General features: G+C 57.9%; 21 protein-coding genes. 4 read left to right on the top strand and 17 right to left on the bottom strand.

Annotated features, from left to right (window positions below):
• Window positions 1-11: 11 nt before the first annotated feature.
• The 17 genes from atpD to rpmH all read right to left on the bottom strand — a co-directional run bounded on the left by atpD (window position 12) and on the right by rpmH (window position 15,499).
• Window positions 12-1,388 (bottom strand): F0F1 ATP synthase subunit beta, encoded by a 1,377-nt coding sequence (gene atpD / locus J3P97_RS27590; RefSeq protein WP_186611300.1) that lies wholly within the window; start codon window positions 1,386-1,388, stop codon window positions 12-14.
• A gap of 27 nt (window positions 1,389-1,415) precedes the next feature.
• A complete protein-coding gene (gene atpG / locus J3P97_RS27585; RefSeq protein ID WP_186611299.1) occupies window positions 1,416-2,276 on the bottom strand; it encodes a F0F1 ATP synthase subunit gamma in 861 nt (286 codons plus the stop codon).
• A gap of 50 nt (window positions 2,277-2,326) precedes the next feature.
• Window positions 2,327-3,871 carry a F0F1 ATP synthase subunit alpha gene (gene atpA, locus J3P97_RS27580; RefSeq protein ID WP_434570698.1) on the bottom strand — a complete coding sequence of 515 codons (1,545 nt, stop codon included), beginning with the start codon at window positions 3,869-3,871 and terminating at the stop codon, window positions 2,327-2,329.
• 21 nt (window positions 3,872-3,892) lie between these two features.
• Window positions 3,893-4,429 carry a F0F1 ATP synthase subunit delta gene (locus J3P97_RS27575; RefSeq protein WP_003187192.1) on the bottom strand — a complete coding sequence of 179 codons (537 nt, stop codon included), beginning with the start codon at window positions 4,427-4,429 and terminating at the stop codon, window positions 3,893-3,895.
• 12 nt (window positions 4,430-4,441) lie between these two features.
• Window positions 4,442-4,912 (bottom strand): F0F1 ATP synthase subunit B, encoded by a 471-nt coding sequence (locus J3P97_RS27570; RefSeq protein WP_047230097.1) that lies wholly within the window; start codon window positions 4,910-4,912, stop codon window positions 4,442-4,444.
• A 58-nt stretch (window positions 4,913-4,970) separates the two neighbouring features.
• On the bottom strand, window positions 4,971-5,228 hold the full coding sequence (gene atpE, locus J3P97_RS27565) for a F0F1 ATP synthase subunit C (protein ID WP_003097235.1): 258 nt from the start codon (window positions 5,226-5,228) through the stop codon (window positions 4,971-4,973).
• A 132-nt stretch (window positions 5,229-5,360) separates the two neighbouring features.
• A complete protein-coding gene (atpB, locus tag J3P97_RS27560; RefSeq protein ID WP_434602344.1) occupies window positions 5,361-6,230 on the bottom strand; it encodes a F0F1 ATP synthase subunit A in 870 nt (289 codons plus the stop codon).
• A 16-nt stretch (window positions 6,231-6,246) separates the two neighbouring features.
• Window positions 6,247-6,654 (bottom strand): F0F1 ATP synthase subunit I, encoded by a 408-nt coding sequence (locus J3P97_RS27555; RefSeq protein WP_305497745.1) that lies wholly within the window; start codon window positions 6,652-6,654, stop codon window positions 6,247-6,249.
• A 148-nt stretch (window positions 6,655-6,802) separates the two neighbouring features.
• The gene (locus tag J3P97_RS27550) at window positions 6,803-7,675 is read right to left on the bottom strand and encodes a ParB/RepB/Spo0J family partition protein (protein WP_305497746.1); all 873 of its coding nucleotides are present in this window, start codon (window positions 7,673-7,675) and stop codon (window positions 6,803-6,805) included.
• A gap of 9 nt (window positions 7,676-7,684) precedes the next feature.
• Complete coding sequence (locus J3P97_RS27545) at window positions 7,685-8,482, bottom strand: ParA family protein (RefSeq protein ID WP_030139029.1); 798 nt, start codon at window positions 8,480-8,482, stop codon at window positions 7,685-7,687.
• A gap of 18 nt (window positions 8,483-8,500) precedes the next feature.
• A complete protein-coding gene (gene rsmG / locus J3P97_RS27540; RefSeq protein WP_305501421.1) occupies window positions 8,501-9,136 on the bottom strand; it encodes a 16S rRNA (guanine(527)-N(7))-methyltransferase RsmG in 636 nt (211 codons plus the stop codon).
• Between the two features lie 5 nt (window positions 9,137-9,141).
• Complete coding sequence (mnmG, locus tag J3P97_RS27535; protein WP_434673182.1) at window positions 9,142-11,040, bottom strand: tRNA uridine-5-carboxymethylaminomethyl(34) synthesis enzyme MnmG; 1,899 nt, start codon at window positions 11,038-11,040, stop codon at window positions 9,142-9,144.
• Window positions 11,041-11,573: 533 nt separating this feature from the next.
• Window positions 11,574-12,944, bottom strand: a complete 1,371-nt coding sequence (mnmE, locus tag J3P97_RS27530) for a tRNA uridine-5-carboxymethylaminomethyl(34) synthesis GTPase MnmE (protein ID WP_434673181.1) — start codon at window positions 12,942-12,944, stop codon at window positions 11,574-11,576.
• 79 nt (window positions 12,945-13,023) lie between these two features.
• Window positions 13,024-14,706 carry a membrane protein insertase YidC gene (gene yidC / locus J3P97_RS27525; protein WP_434570705.1) on the bottom strand — a complete coding sequence of 561 codons (1,683 nt, stop codon included), beginning with the start codon at window positions 14,704-14,706 and terminating at the stop codon, window positions 13,024-13,026.
• A gap of 2 nt (window positions 14,707-14,708) precedes the next feature.
• Window positions 14,709-14,954, bottom strand: a complete 246-nt coding sequence (gene yidD / locus J3P97_RS27520) for a membrane protein insertion efficiency factor YidD (protein ID WP_010465488.1) — start codon at window positions 14,952-14,954, stop codon at window positions 14,709-14,711.
• Entirely contained in the window at window positions 14,947-15,348 is a 402-nt protein-coding gene (gene rnpA / locus J3P97_RS27515; RefSeq protein WP_305501422.1) for a ribonuclease P protein component, read from the bottom strand. The genes yidD and rnpA overlap by 8 nt, the downstream gene beginning before the upstream one ends.
• A 16-nt stretch (window positions 15,349-15,364) precedes the next feature.
• Complete coding sequence (rpmH, locus tag J3P97_RS27510; protein WP_003213577.1) at window positions 15,365-15,499, bottom strand: 50S ribosomal protein L34; 135 nt, start codon at window positions 15,497-15,499, stop codon at window positions 15,365-15,367.
• Between the two features lie 568 nt (window positions 15,500-16,067).
• Between rpmH and dnaA the strand changes: the two genes are divergently transcribed.
• From dnaA to gyrB, 4 genes are read left to right on the top strand one after another with little or no spacing between them, the layout of a single operon-like run.
• Window positions 16,068-17,594, top strand: a complete 1,527-nt coding sequence (gene dnaA / locus J3P97_RS27505; RefSeq protein WP_434570707.1) for a chromosomal replication initiator protein DnaA — start codon at window positions 16,068-16,070, stop codon at window positions 17,592-17,594.
• Between the two features lie 39 nt (window positions 17,595-17,633).
• Window positions 17,634-18,737, top strand: coding sequence for a DNA polymerase III subunit beta (gene dnaN / locus J3P97_RS27500; protein ID WP_007903001.1), 1,104 nt, complete (start codon window positions 17,634-17,636; stop codon window positions 18,735-18,737).
• Window positions 18,738-18,751: 14 nt separating this feature from the next.
• A complete protein-coding gene (recF, locus tag J3P97_RS27495; RefSeq protein WP_305497751.1) occupies window positions 18,752-19,855 on the top strand; it encodes a DNA replication/repair protein RecF in 1,104 nt (367 codons plus the stop codon).
• A gap of 5 nt (window positions 19,856-19,860) precedes the next feature.
• The gene (gene gyrB / locus J3P97_RS27490; RefSeq protein ID WP_305497752.1) at window positions 19,861-22,278 is read left to right on the top strand and encodes a DNA topoisomerase (ATP-hydrolyzing) subunit B; all 2,418 of its coding nucleotides are present in this window, start codon (window positions 19,861-19,863) and stop codon (window positions 22,276-22,278) included.
• Window positions 22,279-22,299 lie beyond the last annotated feature (21 nt).

Raw genomic sequence — 22,299 nt, 5'->3', positions numbered from 1 at the left:
GGGCGCCGGGATTACAGTTTCTTGGCTTTCTCGATCGCTTCTTCGATGCCGCCGACCATGTAGAACGCTTGTTCTGGCAGGTGGTCGTAGTCACCGTTGAGGATGCCTTTGAAGCCAGCAATGGTGTCCTTCAGGGAAACGTATTTACCCGAGGCACCGGTGAAGACTTCAGCCACGAAGAACGGCTGCGACAAGAAGCGCTGGATCTTACGAGCGCGGGATACCAACTGCTTGTCGGTTTCCGACAGCTCGTCCATACCCAGGATCGCAATGATGTCCTTCAGCTCTTTGTAGCGCTGCAGCACGTACTGGACGCCGCGAGCGGTGTCGTAGTGCTCCTGGCCGATCACGTTCGGGTCCAGCTGGCGCGAAGTCGAGTCCAGTGGATCGACCGCTGGGTAGATACCCAGGGAAGCGATGTCACGGGACAGTACGACGGTGGCGTCCAAGTGGGCGAAGGTGGTCGCTGGCGACGGGTCGGTCAAGTCATCCGCAGGTACGTATACCGCTTGGATCGAAGTGATCGAACCTTCCTTGGTCGAAGTGATACGTTCTTGCAGAACGCCCATCTCTTCAGCCAGGGTCGGCTGGTAACCTACTGCCGAAGGCATACGGCCCAGCAGTGCGGATACTTCAGTACCGGCCAGGGTGTAACGGTAGATGTTGTCGACGAACAGCAGAACGTCGTTACCTTCGTCACGGAACTTCTCGGCCATGGTCAGGCCGGTCAAGGCTACGCGCAGACGGTTTCCCGGCGGCTCGTTCATCTGACCGTAGACCAGTGCCACTTTGTCCAGAACGTTGGAATCCTTCATCTCGTGGTAGAAGTCGTTACCCTCACGAGTACGCTCACCCACACCGGCGAACACGGAATAACCGCTGTGCTCGATGGCGATGTTACGGATCAGTTCCATCATGTTTACGGTCTTGCCTACACCGGCACCACCGAACAGACCGACTTTACCGCCCTTGGCGAACGGGCAAACCAGGTCGATAACCTTGATGCCGGTTTCCAGCAGGTCGTTGCCGCCTGCCTGTTCAGCGAAGGAAGGCGCAGGACGGTGAATGCCCCAGCGCTCGTCGGTATCGATCGGGCCAGCTTCGTCGATCGGGTTACCCAGTACGTCCATGATCCGGCCCAGGGTCGCTTTACCGACCGGTACGGAGATGGCAGCGCCAGAGTCGATAACGTCCAGACCGCGCTTCAAGCCTTCGGTGGAACCCATCGCAATGGTACGAACCACGCCGTCGCCCAGCTGCTGCTGAACTTCCAGGGTGGTTTCCGCGCCTTGTACTTTCAGCGCGTTGTAGATGCTCGGTACGCTGTCGCGTGGGAATTCCACGTCGATAACGGCGCCGATGATTTGAACGATACGTCCGCTACTCATAGCTGGATCCTCTGAATATTTGAACCGTTAAACCGCGGCAGCGCCGCCGACGATTTCCGAGATCTCTTGGGTGATCGCAGCCTGACGCGCCTTGTTGTAGATCAGCTGCAAATCGCTGATCAAATCACCGGCGTTGTCGGTAGCGTTTTTCATCGCGATCATCCGCGCCGCTTGTTCAGCTGCGTTGTTCTCGACCACCGCCTGGTACACCTGCGACTCCACGTAGCGGACCATCAAGCCGTCAAGCAGCTCCTTGGCATCGGGTTCGTAGAGGTAGTCCCAGTGGTGCTTGAGTTCCTGTTCCGGGGTCGCCACCAGTGGGATCAATTGCTCCACGGTTGGCTGTTGCGTCATGGTATTGATGAACTTGTTGGATACCACGGACAGGCGGTCAATCCGGCCTTCCAGGTAAGCATCCAGCATCACCTTGACGCTGCCGATCAGGTCATTGATCGACGGCTCTTCACCCAGGTGGCTGATAGCGGCGACGACGTTACCGCCGAAGTTGCGGAAGAATGCCGCACCCTTGCTACCAATCACGCACAGATCGATCTCGACGCCTTGTTCGCGGTTTACCGCCATGTCCTTGACCAGGGCCTTGAACAGGTTGGTGTTCAAGCCACCGCACAGACCACGGTCACTGCTCACCACAACGTAACCGACGCGCTTGACGGCGCGGTCGATCATGAACGGGTGGCGATATTCCGGGTTGGCGTTGGCCAGATGACCAATCACCTGGCGGATGCGCTCCGCGTAAGGACGGCTAGCAGCCATGCGCATTTGTGCCTTGCGCATTTTACTGACCGCCACTTTTTCCATGGCGCTGGTAATCTTTTGCGTGCTTTTGATGCTCGCAATCTTACTGCGAATCTCTTTTGCGCCTGCCATGTAACACCTATCAGGTTAGCAAGCGGGAGCCTTGCGACTCCCGCTGCGGCTTACCAGGTTTGGGTGGCCTTGAACTTCTCGATGCCGGCTTTCATGCCAGCGTCGATTTCGTCATTGAAGTCACCCTTCACGTTGATCTTCGCCATCAAATCGGCGTGATCTCGGTTGAAGTAAGCAATCAGCGCTTGTTCAAAGCTGCCGACCTTGGCGATTTCGACGTCAGTCAGGAACCCACGTTCAGCGGCATACAGCGACAACGCCATGTCAGCGATCGACATAGGAGCGTATTGCTTCTGCTTCATCAGCTCGGTAACGCGCTGACCATGCTCAAGTTGCTTACGGGTCGCTTCGTCCAGGTCAGAAGCGAACTGGGCGAATGCTGCCAGTTCACGGTACTGAGCCAGAGCGGTACGGATACCACCGGAGAGCTTCTTGATGATCTTGGTCTGAGCGGCACCACCCACACGGGATACCGAAACACCGGCGTTCACAGCAGGACGGATGCCCGAGTTGAACATGGCCGATTCCAGGAAGATCTGACCGTCGGTGATGGAGATCACGTTGGTCGGAACGAACGCGGAAACGTCGCCAGCCTGGGTTTCGATGATCGGCAGCGCGGTCAGGGAACCGGTCTTGCCAGTCACTGCGCCGTTGGTGAACTTCTCTACGTAGTCTTCCGAGACGCGGGATGCGCGCTCCAACAGACGGGAGTGGAGATAGAACACGTCGCCTGGGTAGGCTTCACGGCCTGGTGGACGGCGCAGCAGCAGGGAAATCTGGCGGTAAGCCACTGCTTGCTTGGACAGATCGTCATAAACGATCAGCGCGTCTTCACCGCGGTCGCGGAAGTACTCGCCCATGGTGCAACCGGAGTACGGAGCCAGGAACTGCAGCGCAGGAGATTCCGAAGCACTGGCCGCCACGATGATCGTGTTGGCCAGGGCGCCGTTTTCTTCCAGCTTGCGAACCACGTTGGCGATGGTCGATTGCTTCTGACCGATGGCGACGTAGACGCAGAAAATGCCGCTGTTCTTCTGGTTGATGATCGCGTCGATCGCCAGAGCGGTTTTACCGATCTGACGGTCACCGATTATCAGCTCACGCTGGCCACGGCCGACAGGGATCATGGCATCGACAGCCTTGTAGCCAGTCTGTACAGGCTGGTCTACCGACTTACGCCAGATCACGCCTGGAGCAACTTTCTCGACCGCATCGGTCTCGGTGTTGTTCAGCGGACCTTTGCCGTCAACAGGGTTACCCAGTGCGTCGACTACGCGGCCCAGCAGTTCCTTACCGACTGGAACCTCGAGGATGCGGCCGGTGCACTTGGCGCTCATGCCTTCAGCCAGCGTCGTGTAAGCGCCCAATACCACGGCACCTACAGAGTCTTGCTCCAGGTTGAGGGCCATACCGTAGACGCCGCCCGGAAACTCGATCATCTCGCCGTACATGACGTCGGCCAGACCGTGAATCCGCACGATGCCGTCAGATACGCTGACGACAGTGCCTTCGTTACGGGCTTGGGAGGTCACATCGAGCTTGTCGATGCGGCCCTTGATAATTTCACTTATTTCGGAAGGATTGAGTTGCTGCATTGCTCTGCTGCCCCTTCAAACTCAAGATTTCAATGCTTCGGCAAGTTTCGCGATTTTGCCGCGAATCGAGCCATCGATAACCAGGTCGCCGGCGCGGATGACAACGCCCCCTATCAGGGATTTGTCTTCCTCGACTTGCAGGCGCACTTCCCGGTTGAGTCGTGCACTGAGAACCTTGGCGAGTTTGTCTTGCTGTTCTTGGTTCAATGCAAAAGCACTGGTCACTTCCACGTCTACCGATTTCTCTTGCTCGGCCTTGTACAGGTCGAAAAGAGCGGCGATCTCCGGCAGAAGCGGGAGACGGTCGTTTTCGGCTACAACGTGAATGAAATTCTGTGCCTTGGCATCGAACTTGTCGCCGCACACGTCAATGAACGTGGCGGCCTTTTCTGCGCTCGTCAGTCGCGGGGCCTTGAGCACACGCTGCATGGTGTCGTCTTGCGACACCGCTGCTGCCAGGCCGAGCATGGCTGACCAATTGGCCAGTTGCTGGTGGGCCTGAGCGTGCTCGAAGGCCGCCTTAGCGTAAGGTCGGGCCAACGTGGTCAGTTCTGCCATGATCGCCCTCGCTTAGATTTCAGCAGCCAGTTTGTTTACCAGCTCTGCGTGCGCGTTTTGATCGATTGTGGCACCCAGGATCTTCGAAGCACCGCCAACGGCCAGGGCACCCACTTGGGCACGCAGCGCGTCTTTGACACTGTTGAGTTCCTGTTCGATCTCGGCTTGAGCCTGAGCCTTCACACGGTCAGCTTCGACGCGAGCCTGTTCACGGGCTTCGTCGACAATCTGCGTACCGCGTTTCTTGGCTTGCTCGATGATTTCAGCTGCCTGAGCTTTCGCTTCGCGCAGTTGCTGACCCACTTTCTCATGGGCCAACTCCAGGTCGCGAGCTGCTCGGCTGGCAGCGTCCAGACCATCAGCGATCTTCTTTTGACGTTCGTGCAATGCCGCAATGACCGGAGGCCATACGAACTTCATGCAGAACAGTACAAAAATCAGGAACGCAACGGACTGGCCAATCAGGGTCGCATTAATGTTCACGCCAACACCTCGCAGTTACGTTGTCCATCACACCAGATTACTCGGAAGATCCGAATAATCAGCCAGCGATCTGACCAACGAACGGGTTCGCAAAGGTGAAGAACAGAGCGATACCAACACCGATCATGGTTACGGCGTCGAGCAGACCGGCAACGATGAACATCTTCACTTGCAGCATTGGAACCATTTCCGGTTGACGCGCAGCGCCTTCCAGGAATTTGCCGCCCAGCAGGCCGAAACCAATTGCGGTACCCAGTGCGCCCAGGCCGATCAACAGTGCAACAGCGATAGCGGTTAGACCAACTACAGTTTCCATCTTTCCTCCCGACTTTTACGTCGTATGGTTTAGGTTTTTTAGATTAAAGCGGTAAAACAAATCGTTTCATCAAGCCCGTTCGGGCCCCTTCCCGTTTGACCGGGAAGGACATCAGACTAGTCGAGACTGGCCTTAATGGTTTTCTTCGTGCGCCATCGACAGGTAGACGATGGTCAGCATCATGAAGATGAACGCCTGCAAGGTGATGATCAGGATGTGGAACACTGCCCACGCCCACTGCAGCACCACGCCCAGGCCGCTGAGCCAGAGCAGGCCGCTGCCGAACATCACAGCGATCAGGATGAACACCAGCTCGCCGGCATACATGTTGCCGAACAGACGCAGGGCCAGAGAGATTGGCTTGGCGATCAGGGTCACGAATTCCAGAAGGAAGTTCACCGGGATCAGCAGTGCCTGAACAAGGATGTTCTTGCTGCCGAACGGGTGCAGGGTCAGTTCGCCGATGAAACCGCCGATGCCCTTGACCTTGATGCTGTAGAAAATGATCAGTGCGAATACAGAGAACGCCATGCCCAGAGTCGCATTCGGGTCGGTGGTCGACACGGCGCGGAACGGGATATGGGCATCGCCGGAGATCAGGATGGCCAGTTGAGGAATCCAGTCGACCGGTACCAGGTCGATGGCGTTCATCAGGAACACCCAGACGAAGATGGTCAGTGCCAGCGGCGCGATCACCGGGCTACGGCCATGGAAGCTGTCTTTCACGCTGCCATCGACGAATTCGACCAGTACTTCAACGAAGTTCTGCAGTGCACCAGGCTGACCGGAAGTCGCTTTCTTTGCCGCCATGCGGAAAAGAAGAACGAAGATCAGACCCAACGCGACCGACCAGCCGAGGGTATCGACGTGGAAGGCCCAGAAGCCCATTTCTTTAGCTTCTGCTGCAGTGTGAGCAAAGCCCCAGCTGCCATTGGGTAGCTGACCGAAGGTCAGGTTCTGCAAGTGGTGCTGGATATAGCCCGAAGCGGTTGTCTCTGCCATGGTTGCCTCAAACGCCCTAAGGTCTCGAAAGTCTTGTTCTCATTAGCAGGGGAGCGAACCAGCTGACCATCTGGGTCAGCAGGAACACGCCGAATACAGCCAGCGGCGCCAATGGCTTCACACCTGCGAACGTCAGTGCAAACAGCACTGCCGTCAAAATCAATTTCCCCGCCTCGCCGGCATAAAAAGACCGGACGATGGCTTGGGCTGCTCGGGCGCCGGAAAACCGAAATGCCCTGTGAGCGAAGTAAATATTGGGAAGCAAGGCTATCAGGCCTCCGCAAAGACCCGAGTATCCGGCGACGACTCCTTTCCATTGCCAGAGCGCCAACGCGGCGATCAGTACAACGACGAACTGGGTCAATAACACCGGGAAAACAGCCAGACGATGGAACGGCAAGCGGTTTGGCGTGCGTGTTTCCATCGCTTTTGCTCTCCAATGGTCGGCTGCCGGAATTCAATAACTTGGCATAATTTGTGCCGACAAAATGCGCGCAGAGTATAGGGGCGGTTCTGCCCCTATTCAACCTCAAGGTAGTGATTTCCGACTGCGCGCTACAAGGGCAATTGTTTCAGCGAATGTGCGCAAGAACACCTTGCAGCTCATCGAGGGAGTTATAACCGATCACCAGTTGCCCTTTGCCCTTCTTTCCGTGGCGAATCTGCACCGCAGAGCCCAGGCGCTCGGCCAGGCGCTGCTCCAGGCGAGCGATGTCCGGATCGGGTTTTGGTGCTTCGACAGGGGCGGGTTTGCCGCTCAGCCATTGACGAACCAGTGCCTCGGTTTGGCGCACGGTCAGGCCGCGTGCGACAACATGTCGCGCCCCTTCAACTTGTTGATTTTCCGGCAAACCGAGCAAAGCCCGGGCATGGCCCATCTCCAGGTCGCCGTGGGACAGCATGGTCTTGATGACTTCCGGCAAGGCGATCAAACGCAGCAGGTTGGCCACGGTCACCCGAGACTTGCCCACCGCTTCGGCGACCTGTTGCTGAGTCAGCTGGAACTCCTGCTGCAAGCGCTGCAAGGCCACCGCTTCTTCGATCGGATTGAGGTCCTCGCGCTGGATGTTCTCGATCAGCGCCATGGCGATCGCGGTTTCATCCGGTACGTCGCGGACCATCGCCGGGATGGTTTCCTGGCCGGCTTGCTGGCTCGCGCGCCAGCGGCGTTCGCCGGCGATGATCTCGAACCGCCCATTGGCGATCGGGCGGACCACGATAGGCTGCATTACGCCCTGGGTCTTGATCGACTGGGCCAGTTCTTCCAGCGCTTGCGGGTCCATGTCCCGACGCGGCTGGTATTTGCCACGCTGGATCAGGTCCAGCGGCAGATGCTGCAATTCGCGCTGATCGACCTGGACTGCCTGTTCTTCAAGCGAACTGACAGTCGGACCGCTGAGCAGCGCATCCAGTCCACGTCCGAGACCTCGTTTCTTGACGGCCATGGGGTTTCCTTAAGTTGGCTGGGCTGCAGCGATGCGTGGCTGGCGGCGTTGACGGCGAACCATCTCGCCCGCCAGGGCCAGGTAGGCCAGCGCGCCACGCGATTGTTTGTCATAGGCCAGGGCCGGCATGCCATAGCTCGGCGCTTCGGCCAGGCGGATGTTCCGCGGAATGACCGTGTCGTAGAGCTGCTCGCCGAAATGCTCCTTGAGCTGGGCCGACACGTCGTTCATCAGGCTCAGGCGCGGGTCGTACATCGTGCGCAACAGGCCTTCGACTTTCAGCTCCGGGTTCAGCAGTTCAGCGATGCGCTTGATGTTATCCACAAGGTCGCTCAACCCCTCGAGGGCGAAGTATTCACACTGCATGGGGATAATCACCCCATCGGCGGCAACCAACGCATTGAGGGTCAGCATCGACAGTGACGGTGGGCAGTCGATCAGGATGTAGTCGTAATTTTCACGAACCGGCGCCAACGCGCTGCGCAGGCGGCTCTCCTTCATCTGCATTTCCAGCAGCACCACTTCTGCCGCCGTCAGGTCACGGTTGGCCGGCAGCAGCTGGTAACCACCATGCTCGGAGAAATGCATGGCCTGGCCCAGGTCGCACTCACCGATGAGTACATCGTAGATGGAGTTTTCCAGGCCATGTTTATCCACACCGCTGCCCATGGTGGCGTTGCCCTGTGGATCGAGATCGATCAACAGCACCCGGCGCTTGGTCGCGACCAGGGATGCTGCGAGGTTGATGCAGGTGGTGGTCTTGCCCACACCACCTTTCTGGTTCGCTATCGCGAATACCTTAGCCATTCTTGCTTGTGTTCCCAATCATGCCGTGCGGCGCAGTATCAGCAGATGGCGTTGGCCTTGGCAACCGGGTACGGCCAAGGCGTGTTCGCTATCGAGGTGGAAGTCTGCCGGCAATGCTACCAGCTCATCGGCCGGATGAACGCCCTTCATTGCCAGCCAGCGTGTATCGGCGTCGCCCAGATGGCGCGTCCAGTTGCTGAAGTTCTCCATACTGCTGAAGGCCCGGGAGATGATTCCGTTGAAAGGCTCTGCAGGCTGGAACGCTTCGACGCGGCTGTGGATAACTTGCAGGTTATCCAGTTTCAGTTCGAGTTTGACCTGGGTCAGGAAGCGGGTTTTCTTGCCGTTGCTGTCCAGACAGGTCACTTGCGAACCGGGAAACAGGATTGCCAGCGGAATACCAGGCATGCCACCGCCACTACCGACGTCGAGCCAGCGACCGTCTTCGATGAAAGACATCACGCTGAGACTGTCGAGCAAGTGTCGCGAGACCATTTCATCCGGATCGCGCACGGCGGTCAGGTTGTAGGCCTTGTTCCATTTGATCAACAACGCCAGGTAACCCAGCAACTGCGCGTGCTGGGCTTCGGTGAGGCTGACGCCGAGCTGACGGGCACCTGTGGATAATTCTTCAGCGTGTTGCGAGGTGACCATCGAACTCAAGCGCTTTGCTCCAACTGGCGGCCCGCGCCGCGTTTTTTCAAATGAATCATCAACAGCGAAATCGCCGCCGGGGTCACGCCGGGGATGCGCGACGCCTGGCCGAGGGTCTCGGGACGCGTTGCACCAAGCTTGCTCTGGATTTCTTTCGACAGACCCGAAATGTTCGTGTAGTCGATATCCACAGGCAGCCTGGTATCTTCACTGGCGCGTAGACGGGCAATTTCGTCCTGTTGACGATCGATATAGCCGGCGTATTTGGTCTTGATCTCGACCTGTTCGGCCACTTGCGGATCTTCCGCGCCCTGGCCAGTGACTTCCACCAGCCCGACGTAATCGATTTCCGGCCGGCTCAACAGGTTGAGCAGGTTGTATTCGTGCGTCAGCGGAGTGCCGAATTTCGCCGCGATGGCATCGCCCTGCTCGGTACCGGGACGAACCCAGGTGCTCTTCAGGCGCTGCTCTTCCAGCTCGATACTCTCGCGTTTCTTGCAGAACGCAGCCCAACGCACGTCATCCACCAGCCCCAGCTCGCGACCTTTCTCGGTCAGGCGCAGGTCGGCGTTGTCCTCACGCAGGATCAGGCGATATTCGGCGCGGGACGTGAACATCCGATACGGTTCCTGGGTACCCAGCGTAATCAGGTCGTCCACCAGCACACCGATATACGCCTCATCGCGACGCGGGCACCAGCTGTCTTTGCCCTGGGCGCGCAATGCCGCGTTGGCTCCGGCCAACAATCCTTGGGCACCCGCCTCTTCGTAACCGGTGGTGCCGTTGATCTGCCCGGCGAAGAACAGACCGCCGATAACCTTGGTTTCCAGGCTGTACTTCAGATCGCGCGGATCGAAGTAGTCGTACTCGATCGCATAACCCGGACGCACGATGTGAGCGTTCTCCATGCCACGGATCGACTGGACGATCTGCAACTGCACATCGAACGGCAGCGAGGTGGAGATCCCGTTCGGATACAGCTCATGGGTCGTCAGGCCTTCGGGCTCGATGAAGACCTGATGGCTTTCCTTGTCGGCAAAGCGATGGATCTTGTCTTCGATCGACGGGCAATAGCGCGGGCCGACACCTTCGATTTCACCGGCAGCGGAATACATCGGCGAACGATCGAGGTTCGCCGCAATGATTTCGTGGGTGCGGGCATTGGTGTGGGTGATCCAGCAACTGACTTGCCGTGGATGCTGTTCCTTGTTGCCCATGAACGACATCACCGGGATCGGCGTATCGCCAGGCTGCTCGGTCATGACCGAGAAGTCCACGGACTTGCCGTCGATACGCGGTGGCGTACCGGTTTTCAGCCGACCAACGCGCAGCGGCAATTCACGCAGGCGTTGAGCCAGGGCGATTGAGGGCGGATCACCAGCGCGACCGCCGGAAAAGTTCTGCAAACCGATGTGGATAAGTCCGCCGAGGAAGGTCCCGGTGGTCAGTACGACGGAATCGGCGAAGAACCGCAGCCCCATTTGCGTGACGACACCGCGTACCTGGTCCTGCTCGACAATCAGATCGTCAGCCGCTTGCTGAAATATCCACAGGTTCAGCTGGTTTTCCAGGATTTCGCGGACAGCAGCTTTGTACAGGATTCGGTCTGCCTGGGCACGAGTGGCACGCACCGCTGGACCTTTGCGGCTGTTCAACACGCGAAACTGGATACCGCCTTTGTCCGTGGCCATGGCCATCGCGCCGCCGAGGGCATCGATTTCCTTGACCAGGTGGCTTTTGCCGATGCCACCAATGGCCGGGTTGCAGCTCATGGCGCCGAGGGTTTCCACGTTATGCGTCAGCAACAGGGTTTTTGCCCCCATGCGTGCTGATGCAAGTGCTGCCTCGGTACCGGCATGACCGCCGCCGATGACGATCACTTCAAAACGGGAAGGGAAATCCACCACGCACCTCGTGCCTGCTTAATTCAGGTAATTCGGAAATAGGTTTTGAGTCTGGCCCTGGGCGTTTTTCGAGCCAGGTCGGCAAGTATAGGGACTTCGTCCTTTCTAAAGAACCCTTTGCACAAAATTTAACCAGCTGTGGAGAACTCGCGGTTAAAAAAATAAAAAAGAAAGAAATTTATAGAATCTTTGTTTTTATGTTTATTCTTACTGAGCAACAGTTCTGTGGATAAGGTCCTGTAAGCCTTTATATTCAAGCTGTACAGAGAATCAAAACCCTGTGCTCATCTGGCCATGAGGCCGTTGGATAACCGGTGTAAGCCTGTGGATGAATCGGTTGGTTATCCACAGAGGCAGTTATATCCGGTTTTCAGGGCTGCTTATCAACCGACCTCAGTGGCAGTTATTCACAGGGCTTAATCCACAGGCGATCGCTCACGGCCAAGCCGCCGCAGGGGCAATCGTATTGAGAAGGAAGAGGGGGACCGGGCTTGATTGGCTGTCAGCAGCAGCCCGGTTGCACGGGATTGGCGTTATTTGCCGATGCAGAAGCTGGAGAAGATCCGCCCCAGCAAGTCATCGGAACTGAAGGCTCCGGTGATTTCACCCAAGGAATGCTGCGCTTGGCGCAGATCTTCGGCCAGCAACTCGCCGGCGCCTGCCAGGGTCAGCTGCGCACGACCGTGCTCCAGGGCACCGCTGGCGTGACGCAACGCTTCAAGATGCCGGCGGCGAGCGCTGAAGCTGCTTTCCGATGTCTGCTCGTAGCCCATGCAGGCCTTGAGATGATCGCGCAGTAACTCCAGGCCTTCACCGGCCGCCTTCGCGCTCAGGCTGATAGTGACGTGGCCATCGTCGCTCACTTCGAGGGCTATCGCTTCGCCCGTCAGGTCTGCCTTGTTGCGAATCAAGGTGACTTTTGCCGGATCCGGACGAACCTCCAGGAATTCAGGCCACAAAGCGAAAGGATCGCCTGCTTCCGGCGCAGTGGCATCCACCACCAGCAATACGCGATCAGCCTCGCCAATAGCCTTGAGGGCCCGTTCCACGCCGATTTTCTCGACCTGGTCGTCGGTATCGCGCAAGCCAGCGGTGTCCACGACGTGCAGCGGCATGCCGTCGATGTGGATATGTTCACGCAGGATATCCCGGGTGGTGCCGGCAATCTCGGTAACGATGGCAGCCTCGCGCCCGGCCAGGGCGTTCAAGAGGCTGGACTTACCGGCGTTGGGGCGGCCGGCAATGACCACAGTCATACCGTCGCGCAACAAAGCCCCCTGCCCGGCTTCCCTCAAGACTGTGGATAATTCATCGCGCACTTTGTCGAGCATGCTCAGCACGTGGCCGTCGGCGAGAAAATCGATTTCCTCTTCGGGGAAATCGATGGCCGCCTCGACGTAGATCCGCAGACCGATCAGTTGTTCGGCAAGGTTATGCACACGCTGTGAGAACGCCCCCTGCAATGACCGTAACGCGTTGCGTGCAGCCTGCGCAGAGCTGGCTTCGATCAGATCGGCAATCGCCTCGGCCTGGGCCAGGTCGAGTTTGTCATTAAGAAAGGCCCGCTCGCTGAACTCACCCGGCCGGGCCAGGCGGCAACCCAACTCGAGGCAACGCTGGAGCAGCATGTCCAGGACGACGGGGCCGCCATGCCCCTGCAGTTCCAGCACATCCTCGCCAGTGAATGAGTTCGGCCCGGGGAAATACAAGGCCAGGCCTTCATCGAGAACATGTTTGTCAGCGTCAAGAAAAGGTCCGTAGTGAGCGAAGCGCGGTTTCAGTTCGCGGCCGCTGATAGCCTTGGCCGCAACGCCAGCCAAAGGCCCCGAAATACGGACGATGCCGACCCCGCCGCGACCTTGAGCGGTGGCGACGGCGGCGATGGTTTCACGCGGTGCGCTCATAAACCGGTATCCAGACAAAAATGGCAGATAGCAAAACGCCCCACTAGGGGGCGTTTTGTGTGGTTATCCACAGGGCAAGTTACGCCTCGGCTTTTTTCGTGGCCGCTTCGATCTTACGCGTGATGTACCACTGCTGAGTGATGGACAACACGTTGTTCACAACCCAGTACAGCACAAGACCGGCCGGGAACCACAGGAAGAAGAAGGTGAAGATGATCGGCATCATTTTCATGACCTTCGCCTGCATCGGATCCGGAGGTGTCGGGTTCAGCTGCTGCTGGATGAACATGGTGGCGCCCATGATGATCGGCAGGATGAAGAACGGATCCTTGATCGACAGGTCGGTGATCCACAGCATGAACGGTGCCTGGCGCATCTCCACGCTTTCCAGCAGAACCCAGTAAAGCGCGAGGAACACCGGCATCTGTACAAGAATCGGCAAGCAACCACCCAGCGGGTTGATCTTCTCTTTCTTGTACAGCTCCATCATGGCCTGGGACATTTTCTGCCGGTCATCGCCATGCTGTTCTTTCAGGGCAGCCAGTTTCGGTGCCACTGCACGCATGCGCGCCATCGATTTGTAGCTGGCCGCCGACAAGGGGAAGAAAATACCCTTGATCAGCATGGTGAGGAAGATGATCGACCAGCCCCAATTGCCGACGATGCTGTGGATATGTTGCAGCAACCAGAAGATCGGCTGGGCAATGAACCACAGGAAACCGTAGTCGACAGTCAATTCCAGGCCTGGGGACAACTGCTTCAGTACGGCTTGGCTTTTCGGACCGGCATACAGAATGGCGCTGGTCTCGACTTTTGCGCCTGGCGCTGCAGTCAACGCAGGGCCGGTATAGCCGACGATGTAGTTGCCTTTACTGTCCTTGCGCGTCTGGACGACATTGTTTTCGCCCTTCTGCGGAATCCATGCCGTTACGAAGTAGTGCTGCAACCAGGCAACCCAGCCACCCTGAACGGTTTCTTTCAGCTGAGCCTTGTCCATGTCCTTCATGGACACTTTTTTGTACGGTTCCGAACTTGTCCACAGGGCAGCGCCCAGGTAAGTCGCGGTACCGGTGGCGGTGCTGGACGAAGGATCATCACTGGCGTCGCGCTTCAACTGCGCGAACATCGCACCCGACCAGGGCTGAGCGCTCTGGTTGTCTACCAGATAGGAAACAGTCACGTCATACAGGCCGCGTTTCAGGGTGAAACGCTTGATGTAATTGACGCCGTCCTTGCTGAACTTCAGGTCGACGACCAGTTGGTCCTGGCCGTCAGCCAGCTGATAGACCTTCTTCTCGGCGGAATAAACCGGACGACCGGCCGGATTTGCATCCGGGCCATTGGCACCAATCAGGCCACTTTGAGCCAGATAGGTCCGCTCGTTACCGTTGTCGAACAACTGGAACGGGATTTCCGGGTGATCCTGGCGACGCGGATACAGCGGCAGCTTCAATTGAGCGACATCACCACCTTGTGGATCGATTGCCAGCTCGAGCACATCCGTCTTGATCTGAATCAGGTCCTTGCTGGCAGCCACGGGGGCTTCGGCAGGGGCGCTGGTGTCGCTCGCCGCGCGCGGGACATCGTCATTGCTGGCGGTGTTAGTGCCAGTTGTTGTATCCGGCAGACTCGGTGCGGTATTGCTGGCTGCAACATTCTGAGTCGGCAGGGCAGCCTGGCCATAGTCCTGGTTCCATTTAAGGACCATGACGTAGGACACGATTGCCAGGGCGACGATCAGGATCGTGCGTTTGATATCCATGATTACTCGGCCATCGAAGAAGAACGGGAGGTAGGGATAGGCGGAACCGGGTCATAACCGCCGGGATTCCACGGATGACAGCGACCTAAACGACGAAAGGTCAGCCAGCCACCGCGCAGAAGACCATGATTTTCTATGGCTTCATACGCGTAGCAGGAACAACTGGGGTAGAAACGACAGTGGCTGGCCATCAGGGGACTGATGGCATAGCGATAAAACTGGATCGGAACGAGTGCCAGTTTACGCATCGGTGCTGTCTACCCCTACAGTCTCGGTGTTGGCTACCGGTGCTGGCTTGTTACGAGCCAGGCGTTTCCAGAGCTTGCCGAAATGCTGAATCAATTCGGGGTTTTCTACGTCACCCAAACCTTTGCGCGCGACGATAACAATGTCCCAGCCGACCAGTGAATCCTGGTTCAGGCGAAACGATTCGCGCATCAGACGTTTGAGGCGATTGCGCTGAACGGAGAGCTTGACGCTCTTTTTCCCGATAACCAGCCCTAGGCGGGGGTGATCGAGATCGTTGCTGCGCGCAAGGAGCAGGAGATTTTTCCCCGGAACCTTGCCGGTAGGGGAGTCAAAGACTGCCTTGAAATGCCGGGGTGTAAGCAGACGCTTTTCCCGACTGAAGTCCTGACTCACCTCCAGTGCCGGATTATCAAACTGCCAGACGCGCACGACCTTTGGCGCGACGACGCGACAGGACGGCACGACCGTTCTTGGTAGCCATGCGAGCACGGAAACCGTGGGTACGAGCGCGTTTGATAGTGCTTGGTTGGAAAGTACGTTTCATGTCGTGTTACCTGGTTCGTCCACAACGGGCCGGAATGGCCCCCGTTTTAAGAGACCGGGGATTCTAGAGAAAGCAAGCCTCTAGGTCAATTTCCAACCAGCGTTTCCTTTAAATAGATATCCAGCCCCTCCTTTGCGGATTCGACGCAGACCGCTAGATATAGAAATAAAGAAGGGAATTATTTAAAGCTTTTCTGTAAAGCTTATAAAAGCTAGCAAGCCACCTGCCTGTGGATAACCACATCAAGGCCTTACAAATCGCTGTGTACAGAGAATGACAACTACAGTGGAAAGCGGTGACAACCCTGTGCTGCGCTGTCGGATAAGCTGTGGGTGGAATGGGTAGTTATCCACAGAGCGGTTATCCACTGAGTTCGCCCCCCAGTTGTACAACGGGCTCAGGGTTGGTTATCCACAGCCCTTATCCACCGACCGTCCGTCGTCTTTCGTTCTGTTAAGGCATTGATAAATCATGGGCGATACGCAACCTGCATGTGGATAAGTGAGCGGCTGATCGCTACAATGGCCGCTTGTTTTTGCCTCACCGGCTTTCAACTCAGGGGATATCCGTGTCAGTGGAACTTTGGCAGCAGTGCGTTGAGCTTTTGCGCGATGAGTTGCCTGCCCAACAATTCAACACTTGGATCCGTCCACTACAGGTCGAAGCCGAAGGCGACGAGTTGCGCGTCTATGCGCCGAACCGTTTCGTTCTCGACTGGGTCAACGAAAAGTACCTTGGCCGGGTCATGGAACTGCTCGATGAGCATGGCAATGGCATGGCGCCTGCGCTGTCCTTGTTAATAGGCAGCAAGCGCAGCTCGGCACCGCGCGCGGCACCCAATGCGCCGCTGGCCGCTGCTGCATCACAGGCGCAACAGGCCGCTACGCCACCGACCAACAACCATGCCGCACCGACGCCCGCGCCTGCCCCGGGCAAACGCAACGCTCAGAAGGTCGCCGAAGTCAGCGAGGAGCCCTCCCGGGACAGCTTCGACCCAATGGCCGGTGCGAGCTCCCAGCAGGCACCGGTGCGCGCTGAACAACGGACGGTCCAGGTGGAAGGTGCGCTCAAGCACACCAGTTACCTGAACCGGACCTTTACCTTCGAGAACTTCGTCGAAGGCAAGTCCAACCAACTGGCCCGGGCTGCAGCCTGGCAGGTGGCGGACAATCCCAAGCACGGCTACAACCCGCTCTTCCTTTATGGCGGCGTCGGCTTGGGTAAGACCCACCTGATGCACGCGGTGGGCAACCATCTATTAAAGAAGAATCCGAATGCCAAGGTCGTCTACCTGCATTCCGAGCGTTTCGTGGCTGACATGGTCAAGGCCTTGCAACTGAACGCCATCAACGAGTTCAAGCGTTTCTACCGTTCGGTGGACGCCTTGCTGATCGACGACATCCAATTTTTCGCTCGCAAGGAACGGTCTCAGGAAGAGTTTTTCCACACCTTCAACGCATTGCTTGAAGGTGGGCAGCAGGTCATTCTTACCAGCGACCGCTACCCGAAAGAGATCGAAGGCCTCGAAGAACGCCTCAAGTCACGTTTCGGTTGGGGCCTGACGGTGGCCGTAGAACCGCCGGAACTGGAAACCCGCGTCGCGATCCTTATGAAGAAGGCCGACCAAGCCAAGGTCGAGCTGCCTCACGATGCAGCGTTCTTCATCGCCCAGCGTATTCGCTCGAACGTGCGTGAGCTGGAAGGTGCACTGAAGCGGGTGATTGCCCACTCTCACTTCATGGGTCGCGATATCACCATCGAGCTGATCCGCGAATCCTTGAAGGACTTGCTGGCGCTGCAGGACAAGCTTGTCTCTGTGGATAACATTCAGCGTACCGTTGCTGAATACTACAAAATCAAAATTTCCGATCTGCTTTCCAAGCGCCGTTCGCGTTCGGTGGCACGACCGCGTCAGGTGGCTATGGCCTTGTCCAAGGAGCTGACCAACCACAGCCTGCCGGAAATCGGCGATGTGTTTGGCGGACGCGACCACACCACCGTGTTGCACGCCTGCCGCAAGATCAACGAACTTAAGGAATCCGACGCGGACATCCGCGAGGACTACAAGAACCTGCTGCGTACACTGACCACTTGATGACCACCAGCGCAGCTTATTAAGGCAAGGGACTAGACCATGCATTTCACCATTCAACGCGAAGCCCTGTTGAAACCCCTGCAACTGGTCGCGGGCGTCGTCGAACGCCGCCAGACCTTGCCGGTACTTTCCAACGTGCTGCTGGTTGTCGAAGGCCAGCAATTGTCGCTGACCGGTACCGACCTGGAAGTCGAGCTGGTCGGTCGTGTCCAACTTGAAGAGCCGGCCGATCCGGGCTCCATCACCGTGCCGGCGCGCAAGCTGATGGACATCTGCAAGAGCCTGCCAAACGACGCGCTGATCGACATCAAGGTCGATGAGCAGAAGCTCGTGGTCAAGGCCGGTCGTAGTCGCTTCACCTTGTCGACCCTGCCAGCCAACGATTTCCCGACGGTGGAAGAAGGCCCGGGCTCGCTGACCTGCAGCCTGGAACAAAGCAAGCTGCGTCGCCTGATCGAGCGGACCAGTTTCGCCATGGCCCAGCAGGACGTGCGTTATTACCTCAACGGCATGCTGCTGGAGGTCTCGGCCGGCATCATCCGCGCCGTGGCGACTGACGGTCACCGCCTGGCGATGTGCTCCATGCAAGCCGATATCGGCCAGCCGGATCGTCACCAGGTCATCGTGCCGCGCAAAGGCATCCTGGAGCTGGCGCGCCTGCTGACCGAGCCGGATGGCAACGTCAGCATCGTCCTGGGCCAGCATCACATCCGCGCGACCACCGGCGAGTTCACCTTCACTTCGAAACTGGTGGACGGCAAATTCCCTGACTACGAGCGCGTCCTGCCCAAAGGTGGCGACAAGCTGGTACTTGGCGATCGTCAGGCGCTGCGCGAAGCCTTCAGCCGCACCGCGATCCTGTCCAACGAGAAGTACCGCGGCATTCGTCTGCAACTAGCCAACGGTCAGCTGAAGATCCAGGCGAATAACCCGGAGCAGGAAGAAGCGGAAGAAGAAGTAGGCGTGGAGTACAACGGTGGCTCCCTGGAAATCGGCTTCAACGTCAGCTATCTGCTGGACGTATTGGGCGTGATGACCACCGAGCAGGTACGTCTGATCCTGTCCGACTCCAACAGCAGTGCGCTGGTGCAGGAATCCGACAACGACGATTCGGCTTACGTTGTCATGCCGATGCGTCTGTAATCAGAATCAGCTAGATGTCCTTAAGTCGCGTCTCGGTCACCGCGGTGCGCAATTTGCACCCGGTGACCTTCTCCCCCTCCCCCCGCATCAATATCCTTTACGGCGCCAACGGCAGCGGCAAGACCAGCGTCTTGGAAGCTGTGCATCTGCTTGGGCTTGCCCGTTCGTTTCGCAGCACCCGCCTATTGCCGGTCATTCAGTACGACCAACTGGCATGTACGGTGTTTGGGCAGGTTGAACTGGCTGAAGGTGGTCACAGCGCATTGGGGATTTCACGGGACCGGCAGGGCGAATTCCAGATTCGCATCGATGGGCAAAACGCCCGTAGCGCAGCACAACTAGCGGAAATCCTCCCGTTGCAGCTGATCAATCCGGACAGTTTTCGGTTGTTGGAAGGGGCGCCGAAGATTCGCCGGCAGTTTCTCGACTGGGGTGTGTTCCACGTGGAACCACGTTTCATGGCCACGTGGCAGCGTTTGCAGAAGGCGCTGCGCCAGCGAAACTCTTGGCTGCGACATGGTACACTTGACGCCGTTTCGCAAGCGGTTTGGGACAGAGAGCTGTGCCAAGCCAGCGCCGAAATCGATGAATACCGCCGCGCTTATATAAAAGCCTTGAAACCGGTCTTCGAACAGACCTTGAGCGAACTGGTTGAGCTTGAGGGACTGACGCTCAGCTATTACCGAGGCTGGGACAAGGACCGGGAATTGAGCGCTGTGCTGGCTGGCTCGCTACAGCGTGATCAGCAGATGGGGCATACCCAGGCCGGACCACAACGTGCTGACTTGCGTCTCAGACTGGGCGCGCACAATGCAGCGGACATATTGTCCCGCGGTCAGCAGAAGTTGGTGGTGTGCGCCTTGCGTATCGCCCAAGGTCATTTGGTCAGCCAGGCCCGTCGCGGTCAGTGTATTTATCTGGTGGATGACTTGCCGTCCGAACTGGACGAGACCCACCGCCGTGCGCTTTGCCGCTTGCTGGAAGACTTACGCTGCCAGGTGTTCATCACCTGTGTAGACCACGAATTATTGAGGGAAGGCTGGCAGACGGAAACGCCAGTCGCTCTGTTCCACGTGGAACAGGGCCGTATCACCCAGACCCACGACCATCGGGAGTGAAGGCATTGAGCGAAGAAAATACGTACGACTCAACGAGCATTAAAGTGCTTAAAGGCCTGGATGCCGTACGCAAACGTCCCGGTATGTACATTGGTGACACCGACGATGGCAGCGGTCTGCACCACATGGTGTTCGAGGTGGTCGACAACTCCATCGACGAAGCCCTTGCCGGTCATTGCGACGACATCAGCATCATTATCCACCCGGATGAGTCCATCACCGTTCGCGACAACGGCCGTGGCATCCCGGTAGACGTACACAAAGAAGAAGGCGTTTCCGCGGCTGAGGTCATCATGACCGTATTGCACGCCGGCGGTAAGTTCGACGACAACTCCTACAAAGTCTCCGGCGGTCTGCACGGTGTTGGTGTGTCGGTTGTAAACGCGCTGTCCGAGAAGCTTGTTCTCACTGTTCGCCGCAGCGGCAAGATCTGGGAACAGACCTACGTCCACGGCGTGCCTCAGGCGCCGATGGCAATCGTTGGCGACAGTGAGTCCACGGGGACCCAGATTCACTTCAAGGCCTCCAGCGAAACCTTCAAGAACATCCACTTCAGCTGGGATATCCTGGCCAAGCGGATTCGTGAGCTGTCCTTCCTGAACTCCGGTGTCGGCATCGTCCTAAAGGACGAGCGCAGCGGCAAGGAAGAGCTGTTCAAGTACGAAGGTGGCCTGCGGGCATTCGTCGAGTACCTGAACACCAACAAGACCCCGGTCAACCAGGTGTTCCACTTCAACGTCCAGCGTGAAGACGGCATCGGCGTGGAAATCGCCCTGCAGTGGAACGACAGCTTCAACGAGAACCTGTTGTGCTTTACCAACAACATTCCGCAGCGCGATGGTGGTACTCACCTGGTGGGCTTCCGTTCAGCGCTGACGCGTAACCTGAACAACTACATCGAACAGGAAGGGCTGGCGAAGAAGCACAAAGTCGCTACCACCGGTGACGACGCCCGTGAAGGCCTGACCGCGATCATTTCGGTGAAGGTGCCGGATCCGAAGTTCAGTTCCCAGACCAAGGACAAACTGGTGTCTTCCGAAGTGAAGACCGCAGTCGAACAGGAGATGGGCAAGTACTTCTCCGACTTCCTGCTGGAGAACCCGAACGAAGCCAAGCTGGTGGTCGGTAAGATGATCGACGCCGCCCGTGCCCGTGAAGCGGCGCGCAAGGCCCGTGAGATGACTCGCCGCAAAGGCGCGCTGGACATCGCCGGCCTGCCGGGCAAACTGGCCGACTGCCAGGAGAAGGACCCTGCCCTGTCCGAGCTGTACCTGGTGGAAGGTGACTCTGCTGGCGGTTCCGCCAAGCAGGGCCGCAACCGTCGTACCCAGGCGATCCTGCCGCTCAAAGGCAAGATCCTCAACGTCGAAAAGGCGCGCTTCGACAAGATGATCTCTTCCCAGGAGGTCGGTACGCTGATCACCGCGCTGGGCTGTGGCATCGGCCGCGAAGAGTACAACATCGACAAGCTGCGCTATCACAACATCATCATCATGACCGACGCCGACGTCGACGGTTCGCACATCCGCACCCTGCTGCTGACGTTCTTCTTCCGTCAGTTGCCGGAGCTGATCGAGCGCGGCTACATCTATATCGCCCAGCCGCCGTTGTACAAGGTCAAGAAAGGCAAGCAAGAGCAATACATCAAAGACGACGACGCCATGGAAGAGTACATGACGCAGTCGGCCCTGGAAGACGCGAGCCTGCACCTGAACGAAGATGCCCCAGGCATTTCCGGTGAAGCCCTTGAGCGCCTGGTGAATGATTTCCGCCTGGTGATGAAGACCCTCAAGCGCCTCTCACGCCTGTACCCACAGGAACTGACCGAGCACTTCATCTACCTGCCGGCCGTCAGCCTGGAGCAGCTGTCCGACCACGCAGCGATGCAGGATTGGCTGGCCCAGTACGAAGTACGCCTGCGTACCGTGGAAAAATCCGGCCTGGTCTACAAAGCCAGCCTGCGTGAGGACCGTGAGCGTAACGTCTGGCTGCCAGAGGTTGAACTGATCTCCCACGGTCTGTCGAACTACGTCACCTTCAACCGCGATTTCTTCGGCAGCAACGACTACAAGACCGTCGTATCCCTCGGCGCGCAACTGAGCACGCTGCTGGACGAAGGTGCGTACATCCAACGTGGTGAGCGCAAGAAAGCCGTGACCGAGTTCAAGGAAGCCCTTGAATGGCTGATGGCCGAAAGCACCAAGCGCCACACCATCCAGCGATACAAAGGGCTGGGTGAGATGAACCCGGATCAGCTTTGGGAAACCACCATGGATCCGGGCTCGCGCCGCATGCTGAAAGTCACCATCGAAGACGCCATTGGCGCGGACCAGATCTTCAACACCCTGATGGGTGATGCGGTCGAGCCCCGTCGTGACTTCATCGAGAGCAACGCGTTGGCGGTGTCCAACCTGGATTTCTGATCCGGCTTGCCCTGCCCCAAC

Origin of the sequence: Pseudomonas sp. R1-15 (assembly GCF_051132085.1) — a bacterium.
In the GTDB taxonomy this organism is placed as follows: Bacteria; Pseudomonadota; Gammaproteobacteria; order Pseudomonadales; family Pseudomonadaceae; genus Aquipseudomonas.
This window is presented reverse-complemented; position numbering and strand designations above follow the sequence as displayed.

What these genes read in the sequence shown, in the direction of transcription:
- yidD (WP_010465488.1), bottom strand. Translation starts at nt 14,954, where the DNA reads ATGCGTAAACTGGCACTCGTTCCGATCCAGTTTTATCGCTATGCCATC.
- atpG (WP_186611299.1), bottom strand. Translation starts at nt 2,276, where the DNA reads ATGGCAGGCGCAAAAGAGATTCGCAGTAAGATTGCGAGCATCAAAAGC.
- J3P97_RS27545 (WP_030139029.1), bottom strand. Translation starts at nt 8,482, where the DNA reads ATGGCTAAGGTATTCGCGATAGCGAACCAGAAAGGTGGTGTGGGCAAG.
- atpD (WP_186611300.1), bottom strand. Translation starts at nt 1,388, where the DNA reads ATGAGTAGCGGACGTATCGTTCAAATCATCGGCGCCGTTATCGACGTG.
- dnaN (WP_007903001.1), top strand. Translation starts at nt 17,634, where the DNA reads ATGCATTTCACCATTCAACGCGAAGCCCTGTTGAAACCCCTGCAACTG.
- mnmE (WP_434673181.1), bottom strand. Translation starts at nt 12,944, where the DNA reads ATGAGCGCACCGCGTGAAACCATCGCCGCCGTCGCCACCGCTCAAGGT.
- rpmH (WP_003213577.1), bottom strand. Translation starts at nt 15,499, where the DNA reads ATGAAACGTACTTTCCAACCAAGCACTATCAAACGCGCTCGTACCCAC.
- atpA (WP_434570698.1), bottom strand. Translation starts at nt 3,871, where the DNA reads ATGCAGCAACTCAATCCTTCCGAAATAAGTGAAATTATCAAGGGCCGC.
- J3P97_RS27550 (WP_305497746.1), bottom strand. Translation starts at nt 7,675, where the DNA reads ATGGCCGTCAAGAAACGAGGTCTCGGACGTGGACTGGATGCGCTGCTC.
- yidC (WP_434570705.1), bottom strand. Translation starts at nt 14,706, where the DNA reads ATGGATATCAAACGCACGATCCTGATCGTCGCCCTGGCAATCGTGTCC.
- atpB (WP_434602344.1), bottom strand. Translation starts at nt 6,230, where the DNA reads ATGGCAGAGACAACCGCTTCGGGCTATATCCAGCACCACTTGCAGAAC.
- recF (WP_305497751.1), top strand. Translation starts at nt 18,752, where the DNA reads ATGTCCTTAAGTCGCGTCTCGGTCACCGCGGTGCGCAATTTGCACCCG.
- atpE (WP_003097235.1), bottom strand. Translation starts at nt 5,228, where the DNA reads ATGGAAACTGTAGTTGGTCTAACCGCTATCGCTGTTGCACTGTTGATC.
- J3P97_RS27555 (WP_305497745.1), bottom strand. Translation starts at nt 6,654, where the DNA reads ATGGAAACACGCACGCCAAACCGCTTGCCGTTCCATCGTCTGGCTGTT.
- J3P97_RS27575 (WP_003187192.1), bottom strand. Translation starts at nt 4,429, where the DNA reads ATGGCAGAACTGACCACGTTGGCCCGACCTTACGCTAAGGCGGCCTTC.
- rsmG (WP_305501421.1), bottom strand. Translation starts at nt 9,136, where the DNA reads ATGGTCACCTCGCAACACGCTGAAGAATTATCCACAGGTGCCCGTCAG.